At 40.2% G+C, this 20,544-nt stretch carries 18 protein-coding genes; 9 read left to right on the plus strand and 9 right to left on the minus strand.

Annotation, left to right across the window (positions count from 1 at the left end):
* Nucleotides 1-477, plus strand: a 477-nt coding sequence (locus H6G97_RS27535; protein ID WP_190943751.1) for a hypothetical protein, incomplete at its 5' end; no start/stop codon positions are given.
* Nucleotides 478-812: 335 nt separating this feature from the next.
* On the opposite strand, the gene H6G97_RS27540 is transcribed toward H6G97_RS27535, so the two are convergent.
* A complete protein-coding gene (locus tag H6G97_RS27540; RefSeq protein WP_190943752.1) occupies nt 813-1,409 on the minus strand; it encodes a hypothetical protein in 597 nt (198 codons plus the stop codon).
* A 148-nt stretch (nt 1,410-1,557) separates the two neighbouring features.
* Here H6G97_RS27540 and H6G97_RS27545 point away from each other — a divergent pair, with 148 nt between their 5' ends.
* On the plus strand, nt 1,558-1,710 hold the full coding sequence (locus tag H6G97_RS27545; RefSeq protein WP_277883338.1) for a transposase: 153 nt from the start codon (nt 1,558-1,560) through the stop codon (nt 1,708-1,710).
* Nucleotides 1,711-2,085: 375 nt separating this feature from the next.
* On the opposite strand, the gene H6G97_RS27550 is transcribed toward H6G97_RS27545, so the two are convergent.
* On the minus strand, nt 2,086-2,553 hold the full coding sequence (locus H6G97_RS27550) for a hypothetical protein (protein WP_190943753.1): 468 nt from the start codon (nt 2,551-2,553) through the stop codon (nt 2,086-2,088).
* Between the two features lie 63 nt (nt 2,554-2,616).
* Nucleotides 2,617-3,048 carry a hypothetical protein gene (locus H6G97_RS27555; RefSeq protein WP_190943754.1) on the minus strand — a complete coding sequence of 144 codons (432 nt, stop codon included), beginning with the start codon at nt 3,046-3,048 and terminating at the stop codon, nt 2,617-2,619.
* Between the two features lie 625 nt (nt 3,049-3,673).
* On the opposite strand from H6G97_RS27555, the gene H6G97_RS27560 reads away from it, so the two are divergent.
* The 3 genes from H6G97_RS27560 to H6G97_RS27570 all read left to right on the plus strand — a co-directional run bounded on the left by H6G97_RS27560 (nt 3,674) and on the right by H6G97_RS27570 (nt 9,748).
* Nucleotides 3,674-4,078, plus strand: a complete 405-nt coding sequence (locus H6G97_RS27560) for a plasmid mobilization protein (RefSeq protein WP_242055288.1) — start codon at nt 3,674-3,676, stop codon at nt 4,076-4,078.
* 2 nt (nt 4,079-4,080) lie between these two features.
* Complete coding sequence (locus tag H6G97_RS27565) at nt 4,081-5,613, plus strand: relaxase/mobilization nuclease domain-containing protein (protein WP_190943755.1); 1,533 nt, start codon at nt 4,081-4,083, stop codon at nt 5,611-5,613.
* Nucleotides 5,614-6,226: 613 nt separating this feature from the next.
* The gene (locus H6G97_RS27570; protein WP_190943756.1) at nt 6,227-9,748 is read left to right on the plus strand and encodes a cold shock domain-containing protein; all 3,522 of its coding nucleotides are present in this window, start codon (nt 6,227-6,229) and stop codon (nt 9,746-9,748) included.
* A gap of 309 nt (nt 9,749-10,057) precedes the next feature.
* Here H6G97_RS27570 and H6G97_RS27575 read toward each other — a convergent pair whose 3' ends face one another.
* The 3 genes from H6G97_RS27575 to H6G97_RS27585 form a co-directional block, all read right to left on the minus strand.
* On the minus strand, nt 10,058-12,925 hold the full coding sequence (locus H6G97_RS27575; protein ID WP_190943757.1) for an AAA domain-containing protein: 2,868 nt from the start codon (nt 12,923-12,925) through the stop codon (nt 10,058-10,060).
* 83 nt (nt 12,926-13,008) lie between these two features.
* On the minus strand, nt 13,009-14,166 hold the full coding sequence (locus tag H6G97_RS27580) for a ParB/RepB/Spo0J family partition protein (protein WP_199349691.1): 1,158 nt from the start codon (nt 14,164-14,166) through the stop codon (nt 13,009-13,011).
* The gene (locus H6G97_RS27585) at nt 14,163-14,933 is read right to left on the minus strand and encodes an AAA family ATPase (protein WP_190943758.1); all 771 of its coding nucleotides are present in this window, start codon (nt 14,931-14,933) and stop codon (nt 14,163-14,165) included. Before H6G97_RS27585 ends, H6G97_RS27580 begins: the two co-directional genes overlap by 4 nt.
* Nucleotides 14,934-15,259: 326 nt before the next feature.
* Between H6G97_RS27585 and H6G97_RS27590 the strand changes: the two genes are divergently transcribed.
* Both H6G97_RS27590 and dut read left to right on the plus strand, forming a co-directional pair.
* Nucleotides 15,260-16,183, plus strand: coding sequence for a dCTP deaminase domain-containing protein (locus tag H6G97_RS27590; RefSeq protein ID WP_190943759.1), 924 nt, complete (start codon nt 15,260-15,262; stop codon nt 16,181-16,183).
* A gap of 76 nt (nt 16,184-16,259) precedes the next feature.
* Nucleotides 16,260-16,694: a dUTP diphosphatase gene (gene dut / locus H6G97_RS27595; RefSeq protein ID WP_190943760.1), complete on the plus strand. Its 435-nt coding sequence runs from the start codon at nt 16,260-16,262 to the stop codon at nt 16,692-16,694.
* A 265-nt stretch (nt 16,695-16,959) separates the two neighbouring features.
* Here dut and H6G97_RS27600 read toward each other — a convergent pair whose 3' ends face one another.
* Both H6G97_RS27600 and H6G97_RS27605 read right to left on the minus strand, forming a co-directional pair.
* Entirely contained in the window at nt 16,960-17,148 is a 189-nt protein-coding gene (locus tag H6G97_RS27600; RefSeq protein WP_190943761.1) for a tyrosine-type recombinase/integrase, read from the minus strand.
* Nucleotides 17,149-17,189: 41 nt separating this feature from the next.
* Nucleotides 17,190-17,759, minus strand: a complete 570-nt coding sequence (locus tag H6G97_RS27605) for a tyrosine-type recombinase/integrase (RefSeq protein ID WP_190943762.1) — start codon at nt 17,757-17,759, stop codon at nt 17,190-17,192.
* A gap of 270 nt (nt 17,760-18,029) precedes the next feature.
* Between H6G97_RS27605 and H6G97_RS27610 the strand changes: the two genes are divergently transcribed.
* Both H6G97_RS27610 and H6G97_RS27615 read left to right on the plus strand, forming a co-directional pair.
* Complete coding sequence (locus H6G97_RS27610) at nt 18,030-18,413, plus strand: nuclear transport factor 2 family protein (protein WP_190943763.1); 384 nt, start codon at nt 18,030-18,032, stop codon at nt 18,411-18,413.
* A 357-nt stretch (nt 18,414-18,770) separates the two neighbouring features.
* Nucleotides 18,771-19,451: a PEP-CTERM sorting domain-containing protein gene (locus tag H6G97_RS27615; protein WP_190943764.1), complete on the plus strand. Its 681-nt coding sequence runs from the start codon at nt 18,771-18,773 to the stop codon at nt 19,449-19,451.
* A 268-nt stretch (nt 19,452-19,719) separates the two neighbouring features.
* Here H6G97_RS27615 and H6G97_RS27620 read toward each other — a convergent pair whose 3' ends face one another.
* Nucleotides 19,720-20,391 carry a response regulator gene (locus tag H6G97_RS27620; protein ID WP_190943765.1) on the minus strand — a complete coding sequence of 224 codons (672 nt, stop codon included), beginning with the start codon at nt 20,389-20,391 and terminating at the stop codon, nt 19,720-19,722.
* Nucleotides 20,392-20,544: the final 153 nt, after the last annotated feature.

Here is a 20,544-nt window from a genome sequence, read left to right on the forward strand (position 1 = left end):
CCAGAAATATTCCACCATCTCAAACTCACCATTAGCGACAAAATGAGTGATGTTCAGGTTGTGCATCAAATGTTATCGCAGTTGGGAATTAAAGCGGCTTTTCGCTGGTCGAGATTTGAGCCAGGGTTTGAGAGGCAAAAAATTAAAGTCTACCGACTTGATGCACAAATTTGGTCTAACCTGATGTCCATATTAGCTAAACGTGCTGCACGACGCGAACGCCTTCAAAATCTTGGAGAGTCTGATGGATCAGCTATGTCTTTTAATACTCAAAATAATTTAGGAGATCCAAATCAACATCACCCGAAATCCCTTATTGAAACATTGATTGGACTTGTATGTACCGTCACAGGAGATTTAGACCATTTCTTGGTACAGAGCAAAACATTAGATAGTAGGGTCAGATGTCAGAGCTTAACCAACAATACAGTGGTTTTATTGCCGTTCACTGAACTTACACCAGTAGATAGGGACTGAAATAGACTTGATTTTTTGTTGCTCTCATATTTGCACTGCCATATTCAAAAGCAGTGCTGTTCGAGCGTGGCTAATTTCTCAATAGTTTTGTGCATTCACTCTAGCCAAAATGAAAGAACATGGTGCGATCTCCGTCAGCACAAACTGACTGGGATTAAAAAGCATGGTCAGAGAAACGTTTCTCTGACCATACCGATTCAGTAATACGAGTGATGCCATAACTGGGGTTCAGCCGGGTATCCCAGCTGAACCCCAACAACGGATGCGAAAATTCTTAACTATCCTGATGTGCAAACTCTTAAGTAGGGGTACGCGCTTGCTGTACAACTTTGGCATTAGTCTACTATGACACCTTCAGGTAGAGCAATGACTTTCCTTTCTGTAGCATCAATCCGATTTAGCTGCCCATTAGGTTGGATCAAGTCAACCCCAATTAAGTAGTAGGAACTTGGGTCAGTAGAAAGTTGAGGAAGTTCTGCAAGATTGCCTAAGTAAAGCACAGCAACAGTAATTGAACAGGCGTTAGCTGTTCCTGTTGAACATCCATCTGGATAATTAACACCGCTAAGAATCCCTGGAGTTCCTGGCGGAAAACCGCCGAGAAATTCAGCTTTCAGACCAGGGACTACTTTCCAACCCGCTGTCTGCTTTTTCAAATTCCTATCTAATCCTGAAAAAGAGAAATTAGAAACCGCGTTAAAGTATAAAAACTCTTGACCGAAAGCTCCTTGTACAGCAATGGGTGCAGCTGCTGTGTTCAAGTAAAAAGAACCTTTTCCCCCTCCCTCAATAGTAAACTGAAACCTCAGTATGGGTTTAGATTTGTCAGCAGCCAGAGTACGAAACCGTGGAAAGCTGACTGTGGCACTGGTTGCTACAAGTAAACCTCCAGCCAGTTGTAAAAATTGACGACGAGAATGGTTATTAAACACAATGCTTGTTTTTCTAAGAGGATGTTTGGAAAGTCAGAAAAATGGTAAAAAGCTCTCTCAGTAGACGCTGTGAATAGATAGTAAACAGCACCCAGAGAGCAACATGGGTAAAGCATACCCCAGTAATCTGACCCGCTTCTAATATGAATTGCTAAGTGACATGATTCCAGAAGCAAAACCTGGTGGTCGAAAGCGTGAAGTCGATATGTGGGAAATTCTCAATGTAATATTTTATATTCTTGTAGAGGAAGTTCGATGGCGAGCGTTACCTGGAGACTTTCCCGCAAGGCAAACGGTATAGACCTATTTCCGATCACCATTACTCTAACTCCAGTTGCACCACTGCACGATTAACCCTGTTTTGTCATTCTGGGAGAGCCTAATCGCTGAAAGCCTTTGAGAGCTTTAATCTTCAGGTTTTGGCTACAAACTTTAGTTACTGTTAAAAAATAAAGGCTCAAAGTTTGATTAAATCAAAGTTTCAGAATCTTACTTCGATTATTGTTTTCCGAGAGTGACTAAACAGGGTTAAACTCAGTTTCAATTTTTAGTGCCGTTGCAAGGAGTGCAAACGACCTGTAATTCGACAGTGACGCTACAAAATTTATTCCCCTTGTTCGCTCGACTGCGGCGCTCGAAACTTTGTCCGCTCACCAGCACCCAACTGCTAAAAAATTTATTCAGATTCAAAGTCGATCAGAACAGCATCGGCCTGAAACATTTCGTCTCTAGCTTTTAAACCAATATCTCGACGGATCAGGTCTAGAATTTCTAGACCAGTGCGTTGGCTGTTGGGGTAGGGAGTCCAGATGGCGTTGACTGTAATTTCAGTACCGACTAAGAATGTGTTGACTGCGCCGACAAAATATTCACCATCGGCATAATCTAAGCGAACAAGGTAAACACGAGATTTGCCAGCGTAGTGAGCATTTTTAATGTCAGAGGCGGTTTGATAATCGGGATGTGATTCAGTCAAATAGGTGATTTTAGGTTTGTTGGGATGATTAAATGCTTCGGATTTACCCCAATTGGGGTCTGCCTTTTTAAATGCTTCGGATTTACCCCAATTGGGGTCTGACTTTTTAAATGCTTCGGATTTACCCCAATTGGGGTCTGACTTCTTGCGCCTTTTAGCTTCTCCCATATTGATTCCTATTATGTGGCTAACTTGACCCGTTCAAAGACTAAAACTAAGATGCCATTGTTTCTATGTTGTTGCTGCTTCAGCTGCAAGTAGTTGTTTTTTACTCTTACCCCTCGTATTCTTGACTGGTGTTTTTTCAGCATCGCTGCTTTCAACAACTGCTGACTGATTTTCAACAGCCCCCTGAACTGATGCATTACTATCGCTGTCAGATACTTTTTGACGGCGACGGCTGCTTTTCTTCAACTCACCGATTAAATATTTGATTCTGCTGCCAGCCAAATTAATGCCCAGATCCTTCAGCATCTCTGAAACTTCATCATAACTGTAGCCGTACTTATCAGAGGTCAGCTTCTCAATGTACCGTCTCATTTTCTTGATAGTCTCTCTGTCCGATACAGCTTCTCGTTCTTTCGGCTTCTGTGACTTCAGCAGATTGATGGCCTTATCAATCTTCTCTTTCGTGATTACTTCTGAATTCTGATGCTCACTCATGGTTATCTCATGAATACCGATTAACTGATAATTATCAGCTATTTGAAATAATTTGCACTAATTTATTTTCAAAATGCTAAAAAAATCGGCGATTGCGGCTACGCCGAATTACCTTTCCGTATTACGGCTACACCTTATATTTTTTAGTGTGGCAGCTTCGCTGGTAGTCTTATTCAAGCTCATGCTAAAAAATCTGGCTATTACAGCTACGCTGAATTATTTTTTAGTATTGTGGCTACGCCGGACTATTATATTGTGTGGCAGCTACGCTGAACCTAGAATTTTCATATAGCGGCTACGCCGTTTTTATCTTCTCTATGGTGGCTACGCCGAACCAGAATTTATCTCCTGCTTGATTATCTCAAATTCCGGCTACGCCGTTGCTATCCTCCCCTGTAAGTTGTAGGATATTCAGCAGCACGGCTACGCCTTTGTACTCCCGCCCTCAGCCCCCTGCTGTACCCTCCGTACATACGTAGCATATGACACTTTTCCTAGCCCCGTATTTGGGCTAGAAGCAAGCCGTGCCTTTTGCCTACGGCAAACCTCGCTTCGCTCGGACGACAGGCTTGCCAAAGTGGGAAGTGTCCCCCTTTGGAAACCCCCTCTCATACCTCCCACAGTTATGCGCCCGAAACTGTCCAAGAACCTGCTTCGCACTAAGACATTAGAAGCTCGTGTTAATGCAATCGAACACGACATGATTAAGTTGAAAGCATCAGACGCAGGACTAAGCATTGCTGAATTAACTAGACGCAGTGTTTTATTAAAACCACTGCCCAAACGACTGAGCAAAATAACCCTAGCTACTTACCGAGAATTAGTCCGCATCGGCAGCAATATTAATCAACTCACCAGAGCCACCAACACAGCTATTAAAATGGGACTGCGACCACCCGCAGATCCAGAACAACTAAAACAGTTACAAAAACTCTTACAACAAATTGGTCGGGAACTGTCCCAAATTGAAACTGAAATTACTGATGACGATGATATTGATGACGACGGAGATCAGGAAGACTGGGAGTAAAAATGATTGGCAACCAAACCAAAGGTAAAAGCTTTCGTGGACTCCTTGACTATCTTGAAAACAAAGAGGAGTCATCCTTAATTGGCGGCAATATGTTTGGCACAAATGCCAGAGAATTAGCCAGAGAATTCCGACTGTCTCGACAACTTAATCCAGAAGCAGAAAAAGTAGTTCACCATGTTTCGCTCTCACTAAGCCCAGGTGAACAGCTAGACAATGATACTTGGTGCGAGGTTGCCGACAAGTATATGTCAGAAATGGGCTACACAGCTAACCAATATGCCATCTATCGCCACAGCGATCGCAACCACGACCATATACATATTTGCGCTAGTAGAATCAGTTTGGATGACGGCAAGATTACCCGCGATAGCTGGGAGTATGTGCGCTCTGAAAAAATCATTCGTCAGCTAGAACTAGAATATGGGTTACAGCAGACCCTCAATAGTAAGGAGAAACTGAGCCGCGCCCCCAGTTCCGGGCAACAGCAACGATTTGAGAGAGAGCAACTAGAATATGAGCAGGGTGAGAGAAACACGCCGCCACAACAGCCAATCAAAACCCAACTAATTGAACTAATCGACCGCGCCACAGTAGATAAACCGACTATGCCCCAACTAATAGAACGATTGCAACTGTTGGGTATTGAGGTGCGTCATGGGCTAACACGCAACAGTAAAAGTAAAGGCATCTCTTACTCATGGAATGACCAGAAATTTAGCGGTACATCTTTGGGGCCTGCCTATACATTCCCAGGACTACAGAAGCATTTTGAAATTGACTACCAACCACAACGCGATGATGAATCTATTCATGAATTGCTGCTCAAACCTGTTAAACCACTCCCAGTTGAGCAGTTAGAAAAGTTTCTTCAAGAGATTGAACGCAAACAACAGCAGCCCCAGTTTACTCCACCACCGGAGGATAAAGTTGTTTGGCAAGTATTGCACAAGTACTTAAGCGAGAAACGCTACATACCAGATTATATTTCGCAAGGATTACATAATAATCAGTTGCTTTACATGGATGAGCAACGAAATATTTTGTTTATCAAGCGTGATTTAGATGGTGAAAAAACTGGCGCATTAATTTGGTCAAAGCCAAGGCAAAGTCATCGTGCTGTGGAGTACGACCAAAACACCTCTACAGCAAATGGTTGGTTTTATCTGAGATTGGGAGGGCAACCAACGGACAAGGTAGAAAACGTCTTTTTGTGTTCTTCACCGATTGATGCGATGTCAGCAGCCACCTACCTTATTTCAAGTTGCAAAGGGCTACCACCAACTAGAACCATGTTGATAGTCGCTGATGACCCGAATAACCTACCTATGGAATTTCTCAAGAGTTTCAATAGGGTGGTCGTAGCATTCAATAATGATCAAGAAGGGAATAACGCAGCTAGTGCAGTATTAGAATTGTTGCCACAGGGTAAAAGGCTCAAAACCCATAATCTTGATTGGAGTCAGGAATTAGAAGCTCATCTCAGGGAGGGGCAACAAAAGCTCAGACAGCAGGATCGTGGTTTTAGCCTGTGATCCGCGCCGTGCAGACCGAACTCGTTGCCGCGAGGCTCGACTCATGCGGTCTTCGGGACGGGCAGAGTAATCAATCGTTGGGCCGACCAGTCCCGCAAGCCCGCCCCGAAGACTCCGCGTTGCCGCATGAGTCGCAACGAGTTCTTAAATCCTTGAAACTAATACACTGTAAGTCTTTTGCGGATATTAAAGTTTAATTATTTTTATAATACAATAATATACAGTATTAATGCTTAATAAACACGTTAAATTAATGTACTAATATGGTTCCAGTATATTGATTGACAAGTCTTGCATATTTACAGGATAAATTGATGTTGCGCTGGCATAGACGTAAAAAGCTGCAAAATAGTTTAGACACCTTGACTATATTTTTAAGCTTCAATAAGCTTTAGAACTAATATTTACCCCAATTTGGTATTTATAAAAATTTAGTTGTTCTTCCAAAAGAATAGAAATAATACTTTTAAAAACTGTGTTTTGACTATTCGGAAACTTAAAGTATTATAAATGCCCGATGTAGAGCTTTATACTTTTATGATAATTTACTTAACATTATGATTATATGTAAGAAAAAGCTTTTTCGGCAAAATTATTTGTAATTATCTACAATATGTCTATAAGTCTTTATATAAATAAATATGTTTCTTATGTATCGCATCCTTATCAACCGTTAGATGGTTTATCATTTCCAGATTTACCATCACTTTGTAAGTTGTTTGAAAGATTTCTTGCACTACCTGAAAATGAACAACTTGCAAGCCAAATAACTATTACTGTTGAGGATCATCAAAATCTTCCTTTTACTGATATTGGTAGACGCATAGCAAATCTCCGTAATCTTGTCCTTACAATAGAACCTTGTTTAAAAGCGATTGGTCGTACTCGCTATGCTAAAGACTTAAATAAATTAAATCAATTAGAAAAACAAAATCTTCGATTTATTCTAGAACACGGGCTAATTTTCCCTAAAATGTATTGGGATGAAAATTTTTCTAATAAGAAACACTGTTCAGTTTATTGGTCACAACAAGACTATATTGCAGCAGTAGCTTATCGCATCTATCTACTCCGAAATGAGTTTTCTCATGAGGCTCAAAGTTACTCTCAAGAACAAGTCTCAGTACTTTTTAATACAACTATTGCTCTTTTTCTTTTAGCAGTTAGACATCCACCAAATCGTGCTGTACTTGAATTAGCTACATCTCCGTACCAAGCTTACTTGCAATGGGTATCCCAACATTTAGATGCAGATTATAATCGATATGTACGTCTGCAAGCTTCTTTAAAATGGAAATCAAGCTCAGTTGATGAGCAACCTATTTATTTCACTTCAACGGAATCCTTTTCTAAAAATTCCTTACCTACAGGGCCAGAAGAAATTACTTCGCTTATCAAACAAATAGATAGAATGATATTGATAGGTGGAAGTGGGGCAGGTAAATCACGTACATTGAGACACGTTACTGCTATCTTGGCAAAAGAAATTCTCTCTTTGCAATATTCTCCCGAACAGATACCTATTTACTTGCCAGCTGATATACTTGGGCAAGGAAACAAATTGATAAATTATTTATCTACATTTTTACATAATATTTCTTCTAATGATATTCAATCAGGATTGGCTAATGGACAATACTGTTTTTTTCTTGATGGGTTAAATGAAGTTCCTCAACAATACTACCGTGAGGTAATTCAAGATATAAAAGCTTTTCTTCTAAACCATCCTAAATGTAGAGTAGTGGTTTCTACGCGACAAGAAGCTTATCATCAAGAGCTACCACTTCCTGTGTATGAACTAGAGTCTCTAACCCCTTATGGGGTTTGGCAAATTTTACGTTTAAATGCAAAGACCGAAGAAGAAGGTAATCAATTATTTTCTCGTATTAAAAATGATAATAGACTTTTGGCTCTTTTCAAAACACCTCTTATGAGCCGACTCCTATGTGAACTTCCTACACAAATACATATTCCTCGAAGTATTGGGGAAATGATGAATGTCCTTGTTAACCAAATATTCGAGCGTGAAGAACGTAAAGGAAATCAAATACCAAGGTACATAAAAATTATGGCTTTGGTTGATATGGCTAAAACAACTCGTAATGAGTCAGGTACAGTAGTTTCTGAAAATCAGATAGTGCATATATTTGAAAATCTAACGCAACGTTTTGCTCGTGAAGTCTCACCTATTTCACTACTTAACACGCTTATTGATAGTAGTCTCCTAAACAGACGCAGTGATCACCTTATTGGTTTTTTTCATGAAACAGCACTTGATTATTTTATTGCATTGGGTTTGAAAGATTCTTGGGAGAAAGGTTTTGATTCAAAGGTACAAGCTAACATACTGGCTGCTACTCGAACAAGTGTTGAAATATTATCAGGTTTACTTAATTCTGCCGATACACTAGCATTATTTATTGCACAAAAAAATTTAAGATTAGCAGCACAATGCTACTCAGCTCGTTCCCAGCGTTCTAAGCTATTATTCCAAGAATTATTTAATCAAGCCAAATCTTTAATGCTATTACAATCTATACCTAGCAAGTGTTTAGCTATAGAGTCAATGGCTGCGTTTGATGAAGTTGAAGCAACACAGGCTATTTTTAAAGCACTTCCGAAACTTTCCAATAAAACACTGTCAGTAGTTCGTAAATCTTTAATTCAGTATGCTCCTAATGGTGTTACTAAAGAAGTTCAAAAATCTTTAGTATCAAAAGAATTTACACAACAATTAATTGCTATTGAGTTTACTATTGCACACCAACTTGCAGAAGTTACACCACAATTAATTTCTTTGGCAGAGTTACGAAAGCCAAGACTAGCACACAAAATAGCTCAAGCTTTGGGTTGTTTGGAGTCTCCAGAGGCACTAGATTACTTAATTCAACAATGTAACACATCTATAGAAAATAGATATATTCCGTTAGTCGTTGCTATTAATGCTCTTAGCTCTGAACGTTCAGCAGCATTATTAAAGTTAGCACTGAAAGATTTAGACACTCAAGTGCGTCGGGCTGCTATTAGCAAAATTGAATTTATTGAAAACACTGGATTAGATACAGAAATTTTTGAACTTGTTGTTAATGAAACAGATTTTTTAGTCAGGTTAATTGGAACAAAAATTTTATTGCTTCGTATAGACAAATCTCAGCGTCGAGATTTGATTAGAGCTTTATTTTCTGTGCCACCTCATTCAGATGAATCGCTACAAGCGCTTAGAATTATCAATTTAATTAACTCGCTAGAACAAGAGGAATTAGAAGATGTTGCTCTACAAGCATTATGCCTATCTCACCTTGGTATGCAGTCTCTTGTACTCAATAAAGTATTAAATAGAAATCCATATTTAGCTGTAAGTATTTTTGATTTAATTAATCTTGAAGACCCAAAAATTACATCTGGAGCTAAAGCTGCTTTAGTCAAAGGTCTTATTTCTGCTGGTTATGTAGATATTAAAATACTTGAAAAACTAATGAGTTCTTCTTTACCTCCAGGTGTTCGTTTGGCTGTGGTAGAGATGATAGAAAAATTACCTCATGATATTGGCGCTATAGTTTTTCAAAAAGCTCTTGTAGATCCATTAGAATCTGTCCAAATTATTGCTGTAAAATCTATTGCATTTTGTCCAGAGTTACTTTCAGAGCAGGTAATTGAACAAATTATATTTCATCCAAACAGAGCAGTACAAAAACAAGGTTGGCGTTTAATCAATCAACAGTCTTTTTTTGAAAATACTAAATTACTAAATTGGGTAGAAATAACTTATCCTACTTATTTACGAACAAGAGCAATAGAAGAGCTTTGTATACGCCGTTTCATGTGGACTTTGCACAAAGTTTGTGACTTAGTGCGAGATAAGGATTATGGTATCCGCATGAAAGGATATCGAATTTTATCAGCAATTTATTGTGATGGATTAGAACGTGTTGGACAGATAGTAACTTTGAAAGTAGAACGCGGTTATGGATTTATTATGCCAATTGATACAAAAGAAAAACTGTTTTTTCATATTAATGATCTAATTGATAGAAAGTACACCCCTACTCAATATGACTTAGTGACTTTTAAGATAGGTAAGTCAAATTTAGCTAATAGAAAACAAACTGCTATACAAGTAGGGTTCCTATGCTAATTAATCTGTCATTGTAACCAGAATTTTTTTAATACTTATTATAGGTAGAGGTAAATATAGCGTAGCTGACACCACGGGCAAGATAGGCTGAAAATATTACTGTATAAGCTTTTGAACTATTGCTTTTTGATAAATCATCCACCCCTTGTTTGCTTCTTGTTAGACAAGGTTGTAACGGAAGAATAAGGGTTTCACCCCTGTAATTGGCATACTACAAACCTCGGTTTTAGGTAAATTTGTACTGTTTTGCCCGTAGTGTCAGCTACGCTATATCTACGCCTATTTGCACTTTTCTGGACTTAATTCAAATTATCGCATCTCGCCAAATTCCTTAATATATTCCACCAACTCTCTGGTATGCCCCCCTTCAGAAATTTGCTCCAAATTCCCCACCAGGATAAACAATTCTCGCGCTCTGCTAACAGCCACATTCAGTAAATTAGGCCGCCGATTAATAAACCAGAGACTATCAGTTGCTTTGCATTGGCGAGTCGAGAAAATTATCACTGACTTCTGACCCCCTTGAAATGTGTGAACTGTGCCAATGCTCTTGTCTGAAAAATCTGACCAGTGAGATTTTAAACGTTGAGTCAGTGCATTTACCTGACGGCGGTAAGGTGAAATCACGCCAATTGTGTTGTCAGAGTCAGGAGAATTTAAGCAATAACCCGCCGCTAACAACTCCTCAATCAATGCCTCTACTGCATCAACTTCTGCCCAATTAACGTTGTTCTCCAGCTTTCCTTCCACATTGCAAGCAATCAGGTTAGCACCCAACCGAGAAGCTTTTGGTTCAGTTTTGATGATCATGCCGTAATTACACAAGCGATCGCAAAAATCAGCAATTACCGGAACGCAACGGTAATGATATTTAAGGATAATACCCTGACCAATATCTTGCGGTTGGCCTGATGCCCCGGCTGCTCGGTGATAAGCTGTTGTTGCTGTGGGACTGTAGCGGTCATAATCTACATCTGTTAGCCCCTGTTCTAGAAACGACTTGCTGCGATATTCATCTTTCTTCTGGTCACTTAAATTTACCACTGGCTCTAATTGCAATGGATCGCCTACAATCAAAGCCCGATTACACCTCACTAAAACGGGGAAAACTTGATGCGGTGGAATCTGACCCGCTTCATCTACAATTACTTGGTCGATACAGCCACTATCGGGATAGGGTAACAAATTGCGGATGGAGTGCAAAGTGCAAAGAAACACCGGAAATAACAGGCTGATATCCCGATAAATGTTTCTCCAATTATGACTTAACTGACGGTAAGCATCCCATTCACCATTCAATAATGCAATGTAAGTTCTTATGGAAGCTATCACTTCATCTTTTCGCCGCCGTGCTTCCTGCTGTTGAAATTGCCAAGACCACTCAAATAACTCTACTTGCAGCGAGTGCAATTCAGTGTAGAAGCGACTGTAAAAATCTTTGGTGGGATAAGTAGCGAGTCGGTTCTCGATTTGAGAACGGCGAGTAATGAGGTCTTCTCGTTGCTGCTTTCTTGACTCAATCTGCTGTTGTGTGCTGTCAATACCATTCTGTTGTTGCTGCCAATTCAATGCTTCGTCCAGTAGCTGGTCAACGCTTTGTTGGGCGGCGATGAGAGATTCAGTTGTTAGTGGGATTTGAAATTGAAATGGGGTGGCCAGTGTCGCTAACACAGGCATCTCTATCTGTTTGTGCAAGCGTTTGAGAACATGATGTGCGCTGGTTTTGGTTATCGACTGCCAGAATCGTTTAATCGTCTGCAAAATCTGGGCAAACCAGAAGTTACTTCTACTATAAGTCTGTCTGTAATCTTCAGATGGCAAAGAACGCCTAGCACTGTCAAGATATTGTCCTATCTGCTGATAAGCTTCTAGGGGGAACTTATTGTAGTCGCGGTCAAATTCTAATGGTGACGAAGACTCAAATGCAGAAGTCTTTATCGCCACTGAGAGCAATTGTATATCTCGGCATAGCGACTCTAATAACTGCTCATCAGCTTTTTTTTGTTGTTGATCATGCTCATCTTGCTTTATGTGAGATTCTATCTGCTGAACACCAGCTAACAACTGTTGTTTTGCTGACTCCCATTCATCGTAATTAAACGTTTCTTTGGCTAACCAGTCGAGTGCAGCTTGCAAATTAGGTAAAACTTGGGTGTCAACTAAATCCCTAGAGCCTCCTGATAGGTAGAAACGGTCAGAGGTAAGGTTGCTGGCTAAGATTTTCTCAACGTTATTTACAGCAAATTTGTTAGTGCTTGTTACCACAGTTAGGTTACTTTTATCTTCACCCGTTGTTGCTAATTCCACTGCTCGATGTACCACTTGCTGCGCTATCTTATGTAACAACAGTGTGGTTTTGCCATTTCCCGGTGGCCCAATCACAGCAGTAACAGGGGTTGAGTGCGAATGTTTGAGAGCAAGTGCTTGATAGTCATCGGGGAGTGAGTTTGGGAAAGCACCCAAATAAAGTACTTCATGTTGAGGTGCTTTTGGTTGTCCAAATAAATATTCGTAAGCCGGATGTCCTGGTCTTGACCACTGAAAGTAATTCTGGTCGCTAATTTTCTGAAAATCTTTTTTGAGGTTGTAATTAAAAGCAGCGTAGTCAAAATCCAATAGATAAGGGAGAAGTTTCGACCGCACAGGAAAAGGCGGTAATTCAATCAGTCCCATAAAATCTTGTAGTGTCTTAAAGGGGCGATTAAAAGTAGTTTCCAGAAACACCTTTAGCCCTTCCCTTGTCACCAGTGACTCAGCCGCTTCTTCCTCTAGCCCGTACCACTGCATCAAATTGGGAATAACAGGCTGAAACTCATATTCAGTTAAATTCCATCCGCTACTGCGATAATTGCCCTCGAATATTGGAGAAATGTTGATAGTGAACAACGGGCGAAATTGACGGCGATTCGATTCAACTACATAAAGCTGCGGGAAAGCTACAGCAATTGATGGTAATTCTGTTTGACCTTTGTTTTTTGAATTTTTAAATTGTTGCTTGATGTTTTTAAATAAAGACTCGTCTATTAATAATTTATCGCCTACCAGATTTACGAGAGAGTCCCAGATGTTCGGTTGTTCTGAATCGTCAGCTTCTAAGGAGGCATTACTCAAATTTTCAACATGGATGTAATCTAACCAAGCTTTGAGTAATGCTCGAATCTGTGAATCTGATGCCATCTCTGTTTCTCCCCTCGCACCCAATCATGAATCAAAGGTAAAAAGACTCTAAAAGTAGACATTACCTGACAATTTACCCCAAGTCACTCATCCCCTAGTAAGGCTTCGAGCTTGTTTAAAAGGTTTACTAACTGCTTTTGCTTTCTAGGTTCTTTCCATAGCTGACGCTTTTTAATGCGCTGGGTGATATTTTGAAGGCGGTCTGGTATTTGGTTAGATCCTTTAGACGAGGATGCTTGTTCATCATCCGTCCAAGCTGCGATTTTTTCTTTGATTTGACTTAAAGACCAATAGTTAGCTATCGCTTCGGACAAAAGTTTTTTTCGGATTTCATTATTTTTTACCCGCGCCAAGACTTGTGCTTTGGTGTATTCCAGTTTCCCTCCCCGCAGGGCCGTTAAAATTTCTTCGGGCAGATTGAGTAAAGGTAAGCGTGTGGTGATGAACGACAGCCAATTCATGAGTCCCAAACTCTCAAACACCTGTTGTACCGTGTTTGATTGTTCTTCATCTAGGTTAGGAGAAACGTTTTTACTAGATTCAGTTTCATCGGCTAAATGGTCAGAAACGTCGTCAAGAGATTGTGGATTATCGGGGTTAGGAGAAACGTTTTTACTAGATTCATTTTTCTCGGCTAACTGGTCAGAAATGTTGTCAAGAGATTGTGGATTATCTGAGTTAGGAAAAACGTTTTTACTAGATTCATTTAATGAGGATTTTGAGGGCTGTTCCCCCTTACTGTGAGCGTTTTTCATTCGATACAGCAAGGATTTGACGGCTTCTACATCGCAATGCAGCCGGATTCCCAACAGGTGCAAGATCCCTTCAGTTTCTTCAACAGGGTTAAGGTCTTCTCGTTGCAAGTTTTCAATCAAAGCCAACTGAAACGCTTGGTCATCGGTTAGCTCACGCACCACCACAGGCGCGACTTCAAGTTTTGCTTCCTGCCCTGCCCTATAGCGTCTTTCTCCTGCTACTAATTCATATTTCCCTCCACCTAGTGGACGCACTAACAGAGGTTGGAGAATGCCATGCTGTTTAACTGACGAGACTAATTCTTTTAATGCTTGTGGGTCAAAGTATCGTCGGGGCTGGTGTTGAGGCAGAACTATATCTGAGAGTTTGATAGTAGTTTCAGTTGCGGCTGGCGACTCGGTATCTGGTGAGGATAACCAAGGTGCAGGGGGTGGAGTTGTAATTTGACCCCCAAAAGGTTTGTCTGTTTGTTTGCGTCGGATCATAAAGCCTCCAAAGCCTTGGCGATTTCTTCAAGAATAGCGACTACAGAATGTTTCGGGTCAAATACTGCTAGGGGCGCACGTTCTTCTGACGCATCGACAAAAGCGGTAGCTCTGGGGATGGGTGGGAAAATACGACCCCAAGCGGAAAGTTGTTCAGTGATTGCTGCCAATGCGCGTTTATCGGCTGAGTTCTGTTGAGCATACCGTGTAGGAACAAACCCTGCTATTTGGATTTTGCGGTTGGCTTTATTTTTTACGTGGGTAATAGTTTGTAAGAGTTCGTCGGTTCCCTCGAAAGCTTTGAGATGGGTTTCCACGGGAACGAGTACGTGTGTGGCCGCGACTAAGGCGATATAGGAAAGCAATCCTAAGCTGGGGGGACAATCTATAAGAATGAAGTCGTATTCATTTAGAACAGATTCAACGGCTTCCTTAAGGCGCAACTCGCGCATCGCAGCACTGACTAACTGCATTTCTGCTCCACTTAGGACTCGGCTTGCTGGAACCAAGTCCATGCCGTGAATGTCCTCATGAATTGGTAAGGGCTGCTCGTCGATAATGGCATCGGCAATGGTTTTTTGTAGCTGAGATGGCACTAACCCCATGAATTTGGTTAAGGACGCTTGGGGGTCTATGTCGATGAGGAGAACGCGATGTTTTCGTCGTGCTAGGTGGTATCCCAGGTTTTGGGTCAGTGTCGATTTGGCGACACCACCCGCTTGGTTAAACAGGGCGATAATGCGGCAAAGAGGGTCAGTAGTTGACACTGGCTTGAGTTCCTAGAAGATACGTTGACATTTGGTCAACCGGCTCGGTTTTAGTTTCCAGTTTCTTGAAGTGTATCAGATGAAAAAAGTTTATTCTTAGATAGAAATTCCAGCAGTTTTTATATAACTTCACCGCATGTAGATTTAACAGCGTTACAGAAGGCCAGTTTCAAGAGTCATAGCCAGTTAATCTTGCGTTACTCCTAACGGGAAGGTATTCATGACCCCTTCATGTGCGACTGAGTAAACATTCTGCTCATTTATTATTTTTACTTAATTTATTAAGTATAATTTTAGACTATATATAAGTAACTAACTCACTGATTATGCTATCTGATAGGGACATAGAAAGCTTACTTAATAAAGAGATTGTAATTTACCCTTACGATGCTGATAAAAATTTAACACCTGTTGGCTATAATCTTAACCCAAGTAATTTTGTCTATTCTATAAACTCTAAATCTTTGATCCAAAAAACTCATACTTCAAAGGGCAAACCGATTTATAAAATTCCACACCATGACACTGTACTTATATTGACGCAAGAGGCTGTCTGGGTTTCTAAGAAAATAGGAGGTACTTTTCATTCCAAAGTAGGTGTTGTTTCGCTTGGTTTTGGACATATTTCCACTACACTTGATCCAGGATGGGCAGGGCCTTTATTAATTTCTTTAAATAATCCGACGCTTCACGATTTAGAATTACCAGCAGATAAATCTTTTGTTACTTTAATATTTTATAAGGTAAGAAGTATTGCTTCCAGGAATCATGATAATGACCCTAGTAGATCTGATTTATTAAAAATAATCAGCGAAGAAACATTAGGAAGGATGACTACAAGCAACCGTAAAAAGAATTTTCTAAATGCAATTAGTCAAAATCAAATAGAAAATAAGCAACACGAATTACTTATAAGGGCAGAAGAGATAATTTCTAACCCTCTAGCATATGAGAATTTCAAAATAGTATATGAGCAGCTATCTCAAAATTCTAATAGCTTCATTATAAAGGGGTTCAAAAGGAGTACTATACAAACTGCCCGGAAACTTGTTTTCAAATTATTATTAATAATGTTAGAATTGATTTTAATTATTATTATAGTAATAAAATTGCTTTCTATATTTACCAATATTAGATATATAAGCCAAGTGCATATATTTATAAATTTAATTGATGCAAATGGATTTTTAGCTATTATTGCTCTTCTAATTTCATGTTTACAGTTAACTGTATCTCTTAAAGAAGAATAAGTTGATTAAAATATTTTTATTTGATATATACTATTAGTTTAGTATATGTCTTAATCAAACTCGCTAATGTAAGCTTATGGAGTACATACTAAAAGTTAAACTACTTGACGAAAAAGCTCGACTGCCGGAATATGCTCACAAAGGTGATGCTGGATTGGATTTGTTCTCTACAGTAACAACTGTTATAAAGCCTGGAGAGAGTTCTTTAATTCCTACTGGTATTAGTATTCAATTACCACCTCAAACAGAGGCACAGATTAGACCTCGCAGTGGACTTGCTTTAAATCATCAAATAACTGTTTTGAACTCTCCAGGAACTGTAGATGAAGGATATCGAGGAGAAATTGGAGTAATTTTAATTAATCATGGTAAGATTCCGTTTACAGTAGAAATAGGTATGAAAATAGCCCAAATGGTCATTAAACCAGTTTTATCAGTTGCTATTGAAACTGTTATAGAATTAAATGCTACTGGAAGAGGCTCTGGAGGTTTTGGTTCTACAGGACATTAGTTATTTATTATGTCAGTAAAAGTATTTTTTTATTCAAAATAGATCTGATGTGAATTAGGTATTGAAGCCGTTGTAATTACGTTGATAATTGCAAAATTACGCTACGGTGCTACCTGGAAAACCTTATAGAACAACAGGATTTTTAAACTCACATAAGGCGAATATATAAAACTTAGTTAATGGACAAAATATTAATTAGGTAATTCCTGAAAGCTACTGAGTGTCAAGTGCGGCAGCAGTTTATGGGGTTCTGGTAGCAATGGAGTTAAAATGGCTTAGACCATCGCTTAACTAAAACCTCTCCAGAACTCCTATCAGGGCTAACGTGCAGATATTTACTCGTGGTATCCAAACTTGTATGCCCTAAAGTCGCCTGTACCAAATGCACCGGAACACCTTCATCTAATGCGTGGGTAGCATGACTGTGCCTAAACCAGTGCGCTGAAACATTCATGGCATCGTAACACTACCCCTAACTGTATAAACCGACATTATTCAAAAGTCCAAAGCAGAGATCGCGTTCTGCTTTTGTTTTTCAGTTACGCCCAGATAACGCTCCAAAGCTGCCAAAGTCCGATGCCCCGATATCTCCTGTATGTGGCGCAACGGTATCCCGGCATCGCTCATCCGGGTTAACGCAGTCCTCCGAAAGCTGTGGGTACTAACGCCCTCAATGCCCAGCCGCACACAGGTATCTCTGAGGATTTTATCAGCACTAACCTTGTGAATATGTAACAGCCCATGCCGCCCAGGAAACAAAAACTCTTTGCGGCGGTTGGGGTTGTACTCTTCTAAATAGTCCCTGAGCTTGGGATGCACTTGAATTTCCCTGGTGTCCCGCTTGCCTTTGGTGTTGACGCTGCGTAGTACTAACACGCCTCTAACACCGTTGCTGCCAAACACATCTTTCACGGCTAAAGTGCAGGCTTCGTTGATTCGGCAGGCAGCATAAAGGCACACGCCGAACAGAGCGCGATCGCGTGGGTTGACAAACCCCTCAGTAAATAGGACATTAATTTGATCGGGGGTAAGGATTTCTGCTCTGCCGAATCGGTTTATTTTCATAGGGTCTAGCCTACATTGTCTAAACGCAATAAAACAATGTAAGCGACCAAAAAGCCTATGATCTCGTGAGCGATGACACCCGATTAACCCAGACTTATCAATCAGCACGAAACCACTCACGCTACAACCCGCATAACTTCGTTGGCTGATTAAACTTGCTTATGGTTGCAGCAAGTTTACTCTTTACAGGTATGATCTAGCCACCCTTGCTCGCTGGCTTCACACCCTGTACTATGAACTCATCTAGGGTCAAATTCAACAACAAACAGCATGGATGCCACCCCCAAAGCCCAGGTCATCGCTAACGAGAAAAAACTCCTCTCAGCAATGAAAACCAATAACGTGGAACTTTTGGATCAACTGCTTCACGATGAGCTTCTGTTTAACGGGCCTAGTGGCGAAACGGCAACCAAGGCGATGGATCTGGAAAATTACCGTTCGGGAAACATCAACCTGCATACACTTGAATCAAGTGATCTAATGCTAAACATGGTCGCAGACGACGTTGTTGTTGCCGTCACGGTAGAGATACTAGGAAACTATTTAGGGCAAGAAATTGATGGCAAATTCCGCTATCTCAGGGTTTGGAAGCTACTTGAAAACAACTGGAAAGTGATTGCAGGAAGTGTGGTTACGTTAAACACCGGCAACTGAAGAAGAAGGGAGCTTTTCCATGATCTCTGTTTGGTATCTCGGCTCAATACCTAGATGATATTTTTATTCACTCACTACCGTTGCTGTACCCTTCGGTACTTCCCGGTGTTGGGGGACGAGCAGAAACTTGGGGCAAAAGCTAGCTAGTAGTCAGAGGGCGATTGACCTTGAGGCAAAACGCGTTCTCACTAAACCTACTTCGTGTGGGGTGGGTATCTGGCCCACTCTACAAGTAGCTAAATCATGCGGTTAGTTTTTGGTATCTGCTAGTACATATACTGATTGACAGTTGACAGCCCCGCAGTTATCAAGCTATTGTCTGGATGTGAAACAGTATATTCAACTAGACTTGTTCAGATGACTAGCACATATCAAAAACTAGCACTTGCTGCTGTCGGAGCAACAATTACTGTTTTGGGAATAGGAGGAGTAGCACAAGCAACTGTTTTAACATTTGATGATCTGCCGCCTTATTCATCTTTTTCTGATTATTATGATCAGATCCCTAATGGTTACGGAGGATTTAGTTGGGATAATTTTTCCTACTTAAATGGAGCGTTTAGTGAGATTAATGGCACCACCGTGACTAATCTTACAAATACAGGCTATAGCAATGGAAGAGTCTCAGGGAACTATGTGGCTTTCAACACTGGTGGAGACCCTGCCCTAGTAAGTGATAGTGTTTTTGACTTCAACAGTGCTTACCTAACAGCTGCTTGGAATGATGGTCTTTCGGTGACTGTAGAAGGTTTAAACAAGGGTAAAACTCTGTATGACAAAACTGTAGTTGTAGATACCACAAAGCCAACTTTAATTAATTTTGATTATTTTGGTGTTGATGAATTAAGGTTTACGGCTTCTGGTGGAGTTGAGCCAGATTATCTTAAAGTTCAGGGTGGACCTGGGACACAGTTTACATTAGATAATTTTACTTTTAATGAGACATCTGTCCCTGAACCTAGTACTGTATCAGGTGCATTAACTGCCATAGGTATAGGCGTAGCTTTCAAACGCAAACTCAAGCGGAAATCAATATAGAAAGAGAAAACTTTTTTGAGCTAGCTTTATGTTAGCTGTCATCAAGTCTTGCGCTCACTTCTCCTAGTTAAAAGTTATTTTACTCACTACAACCACCTGTTGCTTAGTTTGTTCAACCAACTTCAAAACTATCTCTCCACAAGTTGCCGAAGCGCTTACTTCTATATCTGGAGACTGTGAAATGCATCAATAATATCAACCATTTCTGTTGAGAGAATTAAATCTCACTAATCCCCGACTTAATTCTTTCGCTCTCCTCACCAATACATCATTCATTCACAATTAAGTTATAGTCTATATAACCAAGCATCGCCCCTCTCTTTATCGCCTCATAACGGTTCTTGACGTGCCACTTACTATACAAATCACTGGCATAATTTTTGACTGTACTAACAGAGAGAAACATTTCTTTGGCAATCTGTTCAAAAACTAAACCCTGAGCCAGTAAACGCAGCACTTGTATTTGTCGCTCAGTGGGAGGTTCAAACAAGTTTTTGTCAGCAAAACTAGGGTCGATATATCTGTTTTGATAAAGGCTTTCTAACAGTTTTTTAGCCAGCTTCGGGTCAAGTAGACATTCATTAAAGTAAGCTCTCTTGATGGCTAGTTCAATCAATTCTATATCAGCACTTTTGAGCATATAAGAATCAGCCCCATGACGGAAAGCTGAGTTAATAAAGTCTGAATGAGTCTGATTAGTAAAAATTACCACTTTACTATTAGTATTCCTTTTGATTGAGCGAGTCAGTTCTAAACCACTCATATCGGGCAATAATAAATCAACTAACACAACATCAGGGTTCATCTGTTCAATTAACTGAAAACCTATCTTTCCAGAAGTGGCTGATGCTGTAACTTCTATATCAGGAGATTGTTCAATAGCACCTTTGATGCCCAAGAGCGTGAATGTTTCCGGTTCAACAATTACTATTTTCAGCATGATTTGATTAATCCTCTAATAATAAATGGCTGTTTATTGGCGGACTTATTATTGATGCTTCTGCCGTGGGTGTCCGTGCTGCCGTAGCAGTGCCGTAGGCTACGACCTATACAGGGCATGGATTGCCGTGATTGATGCCGTATGCCGTGGACA

The organism is Nostoc flagelliforme FACHB-838 (assembly GCF_014698065.1).
Classification (GTDB): domain Bacteria; phylum Cyanobacteriota; class Cyanobacteriia; order Cyanobacteriales; family Nostocaceae; genus Nostoc; species Nostoc flagelliforme_B.